This window comes from Paraburkholderia sp., assembly GCF_035948235.1.
Lineage (GTDB): Bacteria > Pseudomonadota > Gammaproteobacteria > Burkholderiales > Burkholderiaceae > Paraburkholderia.
The window spans coordinates 12,807-25,066 of the sequence record NZ_DASZJJ010000115.1; the positions used below are offsets into that span (position 1 = coordinate 12,807).

10 protein-coding genes are annotated in these 12,260 nt (G+C 63.4%); 9 read left to right on the forward strand and 1 reads right to left on the reverse strand.

The annotated features are described in order from the left end of the window. Nucleotides 1–23: 23 nt before the first annotated feature. The 8 genes from bamA (at nucleotide 24) to VG320_RS10200 (ending at nucleotide 8,412) form a co-directional block, all read left to right on the forward strand. Nucleotides 24–2,330 (forward strand): outer membrane protein assembly factor BamA, encoded by a 2,307-nt coding sequence (bamA, locus tag VG320_RS10165; protein ID WP_327199981.1) that lies wholly within the window; start codon nucleotides 24–26, stop codon nucleotides 2,328–2,330. Nucleotides 2,331–2,374: 44 nt separating this feature from the next. Beyond that, nucleotides 2,375–2,920 carry an OmpH family outer membrane protein gene (locus VG320_RS10170; protein ID WP_327199982.1) on the forward strand — a complete coding sequence of 182 codons (546 nt, stop codon included), beginning with the start codon at nucleotides 2,375–2,377 and terminating at the stop codon, nucleotides 2,918–2,920. A gap of 18 nt (nucleotides 2,921–2,938) precedes the next feature. Next, nucleotides 2,939–4,015 carry a UDP-3-O-(3-hydroxymyristoyl)glucosamine N-acyltransferase gene (gene lpxD, locus VG320_RS10175; RefSeq protein WP_327199983.1) on the forward strand — a complete coding sequence of 359 codons (1,077 nt, stop codon included), beginning with the start codon at nucleotides 2,939–2,941 and terminating at the stop codon, nucleotides 4,013–4,015. A 259-nt stretch (nucleotides 4,016–4,274) separates the two neighbouring features. Continuing rightward, nucleotides 4,275–4,739, forward strand: a complete 465-nt coding sequence (fabZ, locus tag VG320_RS10180) for a 3-hydroxyacyl-ACP dehydratase FabZ (RefSeq protein WP_327199984.1) — start codon at nucleotides 4,275–4,277, stop codon at nucleotides 4,737–4,739. Nucleotides 4,740–4,811: 72 nt separating this feature from the next. Beyond that, the gene (gene lpxA / locus VG320_RS10185; protein ID WP_327199985.1) at nucleotides 4,812–5,600 is read left to right on the forward strand and encodes an acyl-ACP--UDP-N-acetylglucosamine O-acyltransferase; all 789 of its coding nucleotides are present in this window, start codon (nucleotides 4,812–4,814) and stop codon (nucleotides 5,598–5,600) included. Between the two features lie 3 nt (nucleotides 5,601–5,603). Next, nucleotides 5,604–6,773, forward strand: coding sequence for a lipid-A-disaccharide synthase (gene lpxB / locus VG320_RS10190; RefSeq protein ID WP_327199986.1), 1,170 nt, complete (start codon nucleotides 5,604–5,606; stop codon nucleotides 6,771–6,773). Then, nucleotides 6,770–7,531 carry a ribonuclease HII gene (gene rnhB, locus VG320_RS10195; protein ID WP_327199987.1) on the forward strand — a complete coding sequence of 254 codons (762 nt, stop codon included), beginning with the start codon at nucleotides 6,770–6,772 and terminating at the stop codon, nucleotides 7,529–7,531. Before lpxB ends, rnhB begins: the two co-directional genes overlap by 4 nt. Nucleotides 7,532–7,626: 95 nt before the next feature. Then, nucleotides 7,627–8,412 carry an RNA methyltransferase gene (locus VG320_RS10200; RefSeq protein WP_327199988.1) on the forward strand — a complete coding sequence of 262 codons (786 nt, stop codon included), beginning with the start codon at nucleotides 7,627–7,629 and terminating at the stop codon, nucleotides 8,410–8,412. Nucleotides 8,413–8,485: 73 nt separating this feature from the next. Here the strand turns inward: VG320_RS10200 and ppsR are convergent, their stop codons facing one another. Next, on the reverse strand, nucleotides 8,486–9,301 hold the full coding sequence (gene ppsR, locus VG320_RS10205; RefSeq protein ID WP_327199989.1) for a posphoenolpyruvate synthetase regulatory kinase/phosphorylase PpsR: 816 nt from the start codon (nucleotides 9,299–9,301) through the stop codon (nucleotides 8,486–8,488). A gap of 413 nt (nucleotides 9,302–9,714) precedes the next feature. On the opposite strand from ppsR, the gene ppsA reads away from it, so the two are divergent. Next, entirely contained in the window at nucleotides 9,715–12,114 is a 2,400-nt protein-coding gene (ppsA, locus tag VG320_RS10210) for a phosphoenolpyruvate synthase (RefSeq protein ID WP_327199990.1), read from the forward strand. Nucleotides 12,115–12,260: the final 146 nt, after the last annotated feature.

The window sequence follows — 12,260 nt, forward strand, 5'->3', positions numbered from 1 at the left end:
GCTATACACACTGGGGAAGCACGTTGTTTAGACCTCATCGCTTGGTTCCAAAAACGGTTGCAGCCGCGGCGCTTGCCGCGCAGGGTCTGGTGGCCCACGCAGCAACGACGCCTTTCGTGGTACAGGACATCCGCATCGAAGGACTGCAACGCGTAGAGCCGGGCACGGTGTTCGCGTACCTGCCGATCAAGCAGGGCGATACGTTCACCGACGACAAGGCCTCCGAAGCGATTCGCGCACTGTATGCAACCGGCTTCTTCAACGACGTGCGCATCGCCACCGAAGGCGGCGTGGTGGTCGTTCAGGTGCAGGAGCGTCCCGCGATCGGCACGATCGATTTCGCCGGCATCCACGAGTTCGACAAGGACAACCTCACCAAGGCGCTGCGCGCGGTCGGTCTGTCGCAAGGCCGCTACTACGACAAGGCGCTGGTCGACAAGGCCGAGCAGGAACTCAAGCGCCAGTACCTCACGCGCGGTTTCTACGCCGCCGAAGTCACGACCACCGTTACGCCGATCGACCGCAACCGCGTCGGTCTGCTGTTCTCGGTCGTCGAAGGTCCGAGCGCGAAGATCCGCCAGATCAACTTTATCGGCAACAAGACGTACAGCAGCAGCACGCTCCTGAGCGAAATGCAGCTGTCCACGCCGAACTGGTTCTCGTGGTACACGAAGAACGACCTGTACTCGAAGGAAAAGCTCACGGGCGACCTCGAGAACGTGCGCTCGTACTACCTGAATCACGGCTACCTCGAGTTCAACATCGACTCGACGCAGGTCTCGATCTCGCCCGACAAGAAGGACATGTACCTCACGATCGGGCTGCACGAGGGCGAGCCGTACAAGGTCTCGGGCATCCATCTCGCCGGCAATCTGCTGGACCGCGAGGCGGAACTCAGCAAGCTGGTCAAGATCAAGGCAGGCGATCGTTTCTCGGCTGAAAAGCTGCAGGCGGCGACCAAGGCTATCGTCGACAAGCTCGGTGAATACGGCTACGCGTTCGCAACCGTCAACGCGCTGCCGCAGATCAACCAGGCCAATCACACCGTCGACCTCACGCTGCAGGTCGATCCGAGCCGCCGCGTCTACGTGCGCCGCGTCAACGTGGTCGGCAACACGCGTACCCGCGACGAAGTCGTGCGCCGTGAAATGCGCCAGCTCGAAAGCTCGTGGTTCGATTCGAGCCGCCTCGCGCTGTCGAAGGACCGTATCAACCGTCTGGGCTACTTCACCGACGTCGACGTCACCACGGTGCCCGTGGAAGGCACGGCCGACCAGGTGGACGTGGATGTGAAGGTCGCCGAAAAGCCGACCGGCGCGATCACGCTGGGCGCCGGCTTCTCGTCGACCGACAAGGTGGTGCTCTCGGCGGGCGTGTCGCAGGACAACGTGTTCGGTTCGGGCACGTCGCTGTCGGTGAACGTCAACACCGCGAAGTCGTACCGTACGCTGTCGGTTACGCAGGTCGATCCGTACTTCACCGTGGACGGCATCAAGCGCATCACCGACGTCTACTACCGCACGTACCAGCCGCTGTACTACTCGACCGATTCGAGCTTCAAGATCATCACGGCAGGCGGCGACCTGAAGTTCGGCATTCCGTTCTCGGAAGTCGATACCGTGTTCTTCGGCGTGGGCTTCGAGCAGGATCGTCTGGACGTCGATGACGCAACGCCGCAGTCGTATAAGGATTACGTCACGCAGTTCGGCCGCGTGTCGAACAACGTGCCGCTGACGATCGGCTGGTCGCGCGACGCGCGTGACAGCGCGCTGATTCCGAGCCGCGGTTACTTCCTGCAGGCCAACGCCGAGTACGGCACGCCGATTGGCGCGACCGAGTACTACAAGACCGATGTGCAGGCGCAGTACTATTACTCGTTTGCGCGCGGCTTCGTGCTGGGCCTGAACTTCCAGGCCGGCTACGGCAACGGTCTGGGCGGCAAACCGTACCCGATCTTCAAGAACTACTACGCCGGCGGTATCGGTTCGGTGCGGGGTTATGAGCCTAGCTCGCTGGGTCCGCGCGACAAGACGACGAACGACCCGATCGGCGGCTCGAAGATGGTGGTCGGCAACATCGAAGTCACGTTCCCGCTGCCGGGCACGGGCTACGACCGCACGCTGCGCGTCTTTACCTTCCTTGACGGTGGTAACGTCTGGGGCGACGAAGGCACCAGCATCGGTTCGAACGGCCTGCGTTACGCCTACGGTGTGGGTCTGGCGTGGATCTCGCCGATCGGCCCGCTCAAGCTCAGCCTTGGCTTCCCGGTTACGAAGCACGAAGGCGACCAGTACCAGAAGTTCCAGTTCCAGATCGGCACGGCATTCTGACGGTACGCGCAGGAACAGGTATTTACAGAAACGAGAGGATAACTTTGCTAACGGGTATGTTTTCCAGGCGGACGATCGGGGCCTTGACGCTGTCGCTGGCGATGCTCGCTTTCGGCACGGGCGCGGCCCATGCGCAGGAAGCGAAAATCGCAGCGGTCAACTCCGACCGCATCCTGCGCGAATCCGCCCCCGCGAAGGCTGCGCAGACCAAGCTCGAAGCCGAGTTCGCGAAGCGCGACAAGGATCTGCAGGACATGGCGCAGCGCCTGAAAACGATGTCGGACTCGCTCGACAAGAGCGGGCCCAGCCTGTCGGTTACGGATCGCGCCCAGAAGCAGCGCGATCTGTCCCAGCTCGACAGCGATTTTCAGCGCAAGCAGCGTGAGTTCCGCGAAGATCTGAACCAGCGCCGCAACGAAGAACTCGCGGCGGTGCTCGATCGCGCGAACAAGGTGATCAAGCAGATCGCCGAGCAGCAGCATTACGATCTGATCGTGCAGGAAGCGGTCTACGTGAGTCCGCGCATCGACATCACCGACCAGGTGCTGAAGGCGCTGGCCAACGGCGCCACCGGCAGCAACAGCAACTAAGGCAGGAGCAGCACGCGCATGGCATTTACGCTTGAGGCAATCGCCGGGCAGTTCGGCGGCGAAGTGGTGGGCGATGCGACGCACCGCGTCGGCTCGCTCGCGCCGCTCGACCAGGCGGGTCCGCAGCAACTGGCTTTCCTTGCCAATCCGAAGTATCTCTCGCAGGTCGAAACGACCCGCGCGGGCGCGGTCCTCATCAGCCCGGACGATCTGGCGAAACTCGCTTCGCGCGAGGGCCGCAACTTCATCGTCACACCCAATCCGTATGCTTACTTCGCGCGCGTTGCGCAGGCGTTCATCGACCTGGCCGCACCGAAGGTGCAGCCGGGCGTGCACCCGAGCGCCCACGTCGACGCGACGGCCAAAGTCGCGGCTAGCGCCGTGATTGGCCCGAACGTGACCGTGGAAGCGGGCGCGGTGATCGGCGAAAACGTGCGTCTGGACGCCAATGTGGTGATCGGCCGCGGCACTCAGGTGGGCGAGGGCTCGCACCTCTATCCGGGCGTGACCGTGTACTACGGCTGCAAGATCGGCGCACGCGCCATCGTGCACGCGGGCGCGGTGATCGGCTCGGACGGTTTCGGTTTTGCCCCCGATTTCACGGGCGAAGGCGAGTCGCGCACGGGTAGCTGGGTCAAGATTCCGCAGGTGGGCGGCGTGTCGATCGGGCCGGATGTCGAAATCGGCGCGAACACCACGATCGACCGCGGCGCGATGGCCGACACGATCATCGAGGAGTGCGTCAAGATCGACAACCTCGTGCAGATCGGCCACAACTGCCGGATCGGCGCGTATACGGTGATCGCCGGCTGTGCCGGCATCGCGGGCAGCACCTCGATCGGCAAGCATTGCATGATCGGCGGCGCGGTTGGCATTGCCGGGCACGTGACGCTGGGCGACTACGTGATCGTCACGGCGAAGTCGGGTGTGTCGAAGTCGTTGCCGAAGGCCGGCATCTACACCAGCGCGTTCCCAGCCGTCGAACACGGCGACTGGAACAAGAGCGCCGCGCTGCTGCGCAACATCGACAAGCTGCGCGATCGCATCCGCGCGCTCGAAGCCGCTGTCGCCCAGAAACCGCAGGGCGACGCATAAGAACCAGGCCTGGTGGCGCGGCTCTCGCCGCGTGCCGGGCCGACCCTCGCGCAATGTGTTCCGGGCTGCGCGCCCGGCTCGCAAACCGGGGGAATCCGTATGCACGAAGTCGCGCGCGGAGCGCATACTGCGCCTGGGCGCGAACCGCAGGGGTACGCCTCGCCGGCGCGGCAACCGCCGCTCATAGCCGGGCGCTAGTCAGGCGCTTCGGGCAACGCAATCGAAAGTGACACGCAATTCCTGCGTGAGCAGAAACACCATGAACATCGAAAAACTCAACTTCGACATCCACAAGATTCTCACGCTGCTCCCGCACCGTTATCCGTTCCTGATGGTGGACCGGGTCCTCGAGCTCGAGCCGCACAAGAGCATCAAGGCGTTGAAGAATGTGACGATCAACGAGCCCTTTTTCACGGGGCACTTCCCGCAGCGTCCGGTCATGCCGGGCGTGATGATCCTTGAAGCGCTGGCGCAGACCGCCGCGCTGCTCACGTTCTCGGAAGAAGAGCAGGACTTCGAGAACACGCTGTATTACTTCGTCGGTATCGACGGTGCGCGCTTCAAGCGCGTGGTCGAGCCGGGCGATCAGCTCATGCTGAACGTGACGTTCGAGCGCTACATGCGCGGCATCTGGAAGTTCAAGGCGCAAGCCGACGTGGACGGCGTGGTCGCCTGCGAGGCGGAACTCATGTGCACCGTCAAGAAAATGGACGCGGCGCAGTAAGCTGCGCCGTCGCATGCCGCAGCGTGCCTGCAGGCGCGCTGCGCACGACAACAGAATCGGAGAGCATGACGAATGAGCAGGATCCATCCCACTGCGATCGTCGAGCCAGGCGCGCAAGTCGACGAATCGGTCGAGATCGGCCCCTATGCGGTGATCGGTGCGAATGTCACCATCGGCGCGCGTACCCAGGTCGGCTCGCATAGCGTGCTGGAAGGCCACACGACGATCGGCGAAGACAATTCGATCGGTCATTACGCCTCAATCGGCGGCCGCCCGCAGGACATGAAGTACCGCGGCGAACCCACGAAGCTCGTGATCGGCAACCGCAATACGATCCGTGAGTTCACCACGCTGCACACGGGCACGGTGCAGGACACCGGCGTCACGTCGATCGGCGACGATTGCTGGATCATGGCCTACGTGCACGTCGGTCACGACTGCCGTCTGGGCAACAACATCATCATGTCGAGCAATGCGCAGCTCGCGGGCCACGTCTTTGTGGACGATCACGCGATCGTCGGCGGCATGACGGGCGTGCACCAGTTCGTCCGCATTGGCGCGCATGCGATGGTCGGCGGCGCTTCGGCGCTGGTGCAGGACGTGCCGCCGTTCGTGATCGCCGCTGGCAACAAGGCAGTGCCGCACGGCATCAATGTGGAAGGTCTGCGCCGTCGCGGCTTTTCGCCCGACGCGATCTCGGCGCTGCGCGCGGCTTACCGCACGCTGTACAAGAACAGCCTGTCGCTTGAAGAAGCGAAGCTGCAACTCGCCGAACTCGCGCAGGCGGGCGGCGACGGCGACGAGCACGTGAAGGCGCTGCTCAGCTTCGTCGAGCAGTCGCAACGCGGCATCATCCGCTAAACGATGGCGTTGCAAACCCATCCGTTGCGTCTTGCCATGGTCGCCGGCGAACCGTCCGGCGACCTGCTCGCATCGTCGCTGCTCAAGGGGCTTGTCAGCAAGCTGCCGGATACTGCGCAGTACTACGGAATCGGCGGCCCGCGCATGCAGGCCGTCGGTTTCGACGCGCACTGGCCGATGGACAAGCTCACGGTGCGTGGCTATGTCGAGGCGCTCAGCCATATTCCCGAAATCCTGCGCATCCGCCGCGAGTTGAAGCACCAACTGCTCGCGGAACAGCCCGACGTCTTTATCGGCGTGGATGCACCGGATTTCAACTTCGGCCTCGAACATTCGTTGCGTGAAGCGGGCATTCCCACGATCCATTTCGTCTGCCCGTCGATCTGGGCGTGGCGGGGCGGGCGCATCAAGAAGATCCAGAAGTCGGTGGATCACATGCTCTGCGTGTTCCCGTTCGAAACCGCGATTCTGGAAAAAGCCGGTGTGGCCGCGTCCTACGTGGGCCACCCGCTCGCCGACGATATCCCGCTCGAGCCGGACGTGCCCGGCGCGCGCCGCGCGCTCGGCCTGCCCGATAGCGGCCCGATCATCGCGGTGCTGCCCGGCAGCCGTCGCTCGGAGATCAACCTGATCGGCCCGACGTTTTTCGACGCGATGCAGATCATGCAGCAGCGCGAGCCGGGCCTGCGCTTCGTGATGCCGGCGGCCACGCCGGCGATTCACGCGCAGTTGCAGGAACTGGCGAGCCAGCACCAGGGGCTCGCGCTCACGATCGTCGACGGTCAATCGCAGCTGGCCATGACGGCCGCCGACGCGATTCTGGTGAAGAGCGGCACGGTCACGCTGGAAGCGGCGCTGCTCAAGAAGCCGATGGTGATTTCGTACAAGGTGCCTTGGCTCACGGGGCAGATCATGCGCCGTCAGGGCTATCTGCCTTATGTCGGGCTGCCGAACATCCTGGCGGGTCGTTTCGTGGTGCCGGAGATTCTCCAGCATTTCGCCACGCCCGAAGCCCTCGCGGACGCCACGCTCACCCAGTTGCACGACGAGGCGAACCGGCGCACCCTGACCGAAGTGTTCACGCAGATGCATCACGCGCTGCGCCAGAACACCCAGGAGCGGGCTGCCGAAGTGGTGGCGCGCGTGGTGGAAAGCCGCAAGGGGCGGGCATGAGCGAGGGTGCGAACAAGCGCGCGAAAGTAGCCGCCAAGCCGAAGGCGCCTTCGCAGGCCGCCCAAAAGCGCGCCGTGCGCCTGCAGCGTGCGGAGCAGGCTGGTCTGCTGTTCGAATCGCCTGACGATATCATCTGCGGCGTGGACGAAGCAGGGCGCGGGCCGCTGGCCGGCCCGGTGGTCGCTGCTGCGGTGATTCTCGATCCGGCGCGCCCCATCGAAGGCCTTGACGATTCGAAGGCGCTGACCGCGAAGTCGCGCGATGCGCTCTACGATCTCATCGTCGAGCGTGCGCTTGCGTGGTGCGTGGCCGAAGCGAGCGTCGAGGAAATCGACACGCTCAATATCCTGCACGCGACCATGCTGGCGATGCGCCGCGCGGTCGAAGGCCTGAGCGTGACGCCTACGCTCGCCAAGATCGACGGCAACCGCTGCCCGGTGCTGCCGGTGCGCAGCGAGGCGGTGATCGGCGGCGACGCGCTGGTGCCGGCCATCTCGGCGGCTTCGATCATCGCGAAGGTCACGCGCGACCGCATGCTGCTGGAACTGCACTCGTCGTTTCCCGCTTATGGCTTCGATGCCCACGCAGGCTACGGCACGCCCCAGCATTTGGCGGCGCTGCGCACGCATGGACCGTGCGAGCATCATCGGCGTTCGTTCGCGCCGGTGCGTGAGGCCTTCGAACTGCACGGCGCGGTGCTGACTACGACGGTGGCCAGCGGTGCGGCAGGTTCCGACGACGCCTTCGCGCCCGCCTGACTCCGCGCGATGCGCCTGCCGAACTCATCCGGCGCCGCCTCGTGCGGCGCCGTTTTCCTTTTTATTGATCCTTTTCTGAATCGCCAGGCCTGCCCGTGAAAGCCATTACCTCGCGCGACAATCCGCTCTACAAGCGCCTGAAGGCGCTGGCCGGCTCGACGCATCAACAGCGGCGCGCCCATCAGGCCCTGCTCGAAGGGTTCCACCTCGCGAGCGCGTGGCTCGACGGCGGCGTGCAGCCCGAATATTGCGTCGTTACTGAAGGCGCGCTTGCGCACGCGGAGGCACAGGACATCGTCGCGCGTGTCGACGAGCGCCGCGTCATCACCTTGCCCGACGCGCTGTTCGGCCAGCTGTCGAACGTCGTGCACGGCGCGGGGATGCTGCTGCTCGTGGACATGCCGGAAGCCACGCTGCCTCAGCGCGTCGCATCGACCTGTCTCGTGCTGGACGGTCTGCAGGACGCGGGCAATGTCGGCTCGATTCTGCGTAGCGCCGCGGCGGCGGGCATCGACAAGGTGTTCTGCACGCCGGGCACGGCTTACGCTTGGTCGTCCAAGGTGCTGCGCTCGGCGATGGGCGCGCATTTTCTGTTGCAGGTCTACGAAAACGTCGAACCGCAGACGCTTATCGATATGCTTGGCGTGCCCATCGTCATCACCGATTCGCATGGCGCGAAGGCCATCGATGAGGCGGACCTGACGGGGCAGCTCGCCTGGGTGTTCGGCAACGAAGGCGCGGGCGTCTCGCAAGTGTGGCGCGACGCGGCGGCGCTGCGCGTGACGATTCCGCAACCGGGCGGTATGGAGTCGCTCAATGTCGCGGCAGCGGCGGCCGTGTGCGTTTTCGAGCAATGCCGTCAGCAGCGCCACGCACGCTGACTTCGCGCTAACGCCAAAAGCAAAAAGGCCCGCCGATGCGAATCGGCAGGCCTTTTTTGTTGCAAACCGTCAATCAATAGGCCGGTTTGTCGATGCGGATTTCTTGCAGGATCGTCGTGGCGATTTCCTCGATCGACTTATGCGTGGAGGAGAGCCACTTGATGCCTTCGCGACGCATCATCGCTTCGGCTTCGTTCACTTCGTAGCGGCAGTTTTCCAGTGCCGCGTACTTGCTGCCGGGGCGCCGCTCGTTGCGGATTTCCGTGAGACGCTGCGGGTCGATTGACAATCCGAAGATCTTCGAACGATGCGGCAGCAACGAAGTCGGCAGCTTGCCGCGCTCGAAATCGTCGGGAATCAGCGGATAGTTTGCTGCCTTCACGCCGTACTGCATCGCCAGATAAAGGCTGGTCGGCGTCTTGCCGCTGCGCGACACGCCCACCAGGATCACGTCTGCGTCGGCGAGATTGCGGTCGGATTGACCGTCGTCGTGCGCGAGCGAGAAGTTGATCGCCTCGATGCGGTTCTTGTACTCGTCGGTGTCCGCGTTCTGGTGGCCGCGGCCCATCGCGTGGCTCGACTTGAGTTCCAGTTCCTGCTCCAGCGGCTCCACGAAGGTCTGGAACATGTCGAGCACGAGCGCGTTGGCGCGCTTGACGATCTCGTTCGAGTTGCTGTCCACCAGCGTCGTGAAGACGATCGGGCGGCGGCCTTCCTGCACCGCGGCTTCGTTGATCTTTTCGGCTGTGGAGTACGCCTTATCGGACGAATCGACGAAGGGCACACGCACGAGGCGGAATTTCTGGTCGAACTGGGACAGGATCGAATGCGCGAACGTTTCGGCAGTGATCCCGGTACCGTCGGAGACGATGAATACGGTAGGCGGCATCGGTTGAGGCTGGGTACGTGAGCTGCTAATGCGCTCGGGGCGGGCTGAAAAGCCCCGTAGGCGCCGGTCGGACCGCTGTAGGACAAGTCCGGGGCGCGATTCTCACCGACTGACACATTTTCCGTAGTCGGCACGGTAGAATAGCGGCAACCTGTTGGATAAGCAATTGCAGTGCAACCGCGCCAAACCGCAGTCCATCGTGGCTCAAACTGGCGTCAACTTGCAGCGATTTTGCATAACTTCCTGCAATCGCGCGCATCTTCCTGCTTTTCCTTATGCCTGCTCCAGTGTTTCGGAGCCACGGCGATTGCTTCTCCAACAGGTTGCGCAAGACGTGAAATCGCCCCCAATGGGTGACTCGCGTTCGAGCCCACTTGCGCAATCGTGAATTTTTTTCACACTTAGGGGCTTGTATGACTAACACCGTTGCCAAGGATCAGGCGTATGTAGTGCCTTTCGAGCAGTTGCGGATGACCGATGTCGAGATCGTGGGCGGCAAGAACGCCTCGCTCGGCGAAATGATCAGCCAGTTGGCTGAGGCTGGCGTGCGTGTGCCTACGGGCTTCGCAACGACGGCGCTCGCCTTCCGCGACTTCCTGAAACACAACAACCTGACCGAACGGATCGCCGCTCGTCTGGAAACGCTCGACGTCGACGACGTCAAGGCGCTGGCCGAAGCCGGCAAGGAAATCCGTCAATGGATCGTCGACGCGCCGCTGCAGCCGCAGCTGGAAGCGGACATCCGCGCAGGCTTCGAAACGCTGCAAGCCAGCTCGCCTTCCGAACTCTCGTTCGCGGTGCGCTCGTCGGCAACGGCAGAAGATCTGCCCGACGCTTCGTTTGCCGGTCAACAGGAAAGCTACCTGAACGTGGTGGGTGTCGAAGACGTGCTCGACCGCCTCAAGCACGTGTTCGCGTCGCTCTACAACGACCGCGCCATTTCCTATCGCGTCCACAAGGGCTTCACCCACGCTGAAGTCGCGCTGTCGGCTGGCGTGCAGCGCATGGTCCGTTCGGATCGCGGCGCCGCAGGCGTGATGTTCACGCTGGACACGGAATCGGGCTTCAAGGAAGCCGTGTTCATCACGTCGAGCTACGGCCTGGGCGAGACCGTTGTGCAGGGCGCGGTGAATCCGGACGAGTTCTACGTCTTCAAGACCACGCTCGCGCAAGGCAAGTCGCCGATCATCCGCCGCTCGATCGGCTCGAAGCTCATCAAGATGGAATTCACGCAGCCGGGCGAGCCGGGCCGCGTGAAGACGGTCGACGTTTCGCACGAGCAGCGCAACCGCTTCTCGATCACCGACGAAGACGTGATCGAGCTGGCCAAGTACGCCGTCATTATCGAAAAGCACTACCAGCGTCCGATGGACATCGAGTGGGGCAAGGACGGTCTCGACGGCAAGATCTTCATTCTCCAGGCACGTCCGGAGACCGTGAAGAGTCAGGCTGCGGGCAAGGTCGAACAGCGCTTCAAGCTCAAGGGCCAGTCGCAGGTTCTGGCAACGGGCCGCGCCATCGGCCAAAAGATCGGCGCGGGTCGCGTGAAGGTGATTCACGATCCGTCCGAAATGGAACGCGTGCAGCCGGGCGACGTGCTGGTCGCCGACATGACCGACCCGAACTGGGAGCCGGTGATGAAGCGTGCAGCAGCGATTGTCACGAATCGTGGCGGCCGTACCTGCCACGCGGCGATCATCGCGCGTGAGCTGGGCGTGCCGGCAGTCGTGGGCTGCGGCGACGCAACCGACGTGCTGAAGGACGGGGCGCTGGTGACGGTGTCGTGCGCCGAGGGCGACGAAGGCCGCATCTATGACGGTCTGCTGGAAACCGAAGTCAGCGAAATCCAGCGTGGCGAGCTGCCGTCGATTCCGGTCAAGATCATGATGAACGTCGGCAACCCGCAACTCGCGTTCGACTTCTCGCAGCTGCCGAATGCCGGTGTGGGCCTTGCGCGTCTCGAGTTCATCATCAACAACAACATCGGCGTTCACCCGAAGGCGATTCTCGAGTACCCGAACATCGACGCCGACCTGAAGAAGGCGGTTGAGAGCGTTGCGCGCGGCCACGCGTCGCCGCGTGCGTTCTACGTCGACAAGCTGACGGAAGGCATCGCAACGATTGGCGCGGCGTTCTATCCGAAGCCCGTCATCGTGCGTATGTCGGACTTCAAGTCGAACGAGTACAAGAAGCTGATCGGCGGTTCGCGCTACGAGCCGGATGAAGAAAACCCGATGCTGGGTTTCCGCGGCGCGTCGCGTTATATCGCCGACGACTTCGCGCAAGCGTTCGAAATGGAGTGCCTGGCGCTCAAGCGCGTGCGTGAAGAGATGGGTCTCACGAACGTCGAGATCATGGTGCCGTTCGTGCGTACGCTCAAGCAGGCGGAGCGCGTGGTTGCGCTGCTGGCGAAGTACGGCCTCAAGCGCGGCGAAAACGGCCTGCGCCTGATCATGATGTGCGAAGTGCCGACCAACGCGATTCTCGCCGAAGAGTTCCTGCAGTACTTCGACGGTTTCTCGATCGGCTCGAACGACCTGACGCAGCTCACGCTCGGCCTCGACCGGGATTCGGGTATGGAGCTGCTGGCCGCCGACTTCGACGAACGCGACCCGGCCGTCAAGTTCCTGCTCAAGCGCGCGATCGAAACCTGCCGCCGCCTGAACAAGTACGTTGGCATCTGCGGCCAGGGCCCGTCCGATCATCCGGACTTCGCCCAGTGGCTGGCGGAAGAAGGCATCGCTTCGATCTCGCTGAACCCCGACACGGTGATCGAAACGTGGCAGGCGCTTGCAAAGGCGCAGGCGAAGTAAGGTCACGAACCACGCCGACGGACGGTGCGAGCCGTCCCGTTGCCTTTGCGCGCGAAGCTTGATGCAGCTTGCATTGAGCTTTCGCAGGCAGCGGAAAAAAGTGTCAGCTTCGTGCTATAACACCCCGGTCTATCCGGGGTGTTTTA

Coding starts and splice junctions, on each gene's coding strand:
- lpxD (WP_327199983.1), top strand. CDS start 2,939: ATGGCATTTACGCTTGAGGCAATCGCCGGGCAGTTCGGCGGCGAAGTG.
- fabZ (WP_327199984.1), top strand. CDS start 4,275: ATGAACATCGAAAAACTCAACTTCGACATCCACAAGATTCTCACGCTG.
- lpxA (WP_327199985.1), top strand. CDS start 4,812: ATGAGCAGGATCCATCCCACTGCGATCGTCGAGCCAGGCGCGCAAGTC.
- lpxB (WP_327199986.1), top strand. CDS start 5,604: ATGGCGTTGCAAACCCATCCGTTGCGTCTTGCCATGGTCGCCGGCGAA.
- rnhB (WP_327199987.1), top strand. CDS start 6,770: ATGAGCGAGGGTGCGAACAAGCGCGCGAAAGTAGCCGCCAAGCCGAAG.
- ppsR (WP_327199989.1), bottom strand. CDS start 9,301: ATGCCGCCTACCGTATTCATCGTCTCCGACGGTACCGGGATCACTGCC.
- ppsA (WP_327199990.1), top strand. CDS start 9,715: ATGACTAACACCGTTGCCAAGGATCAGGCGTATGTAGTGCCTTTCGAG.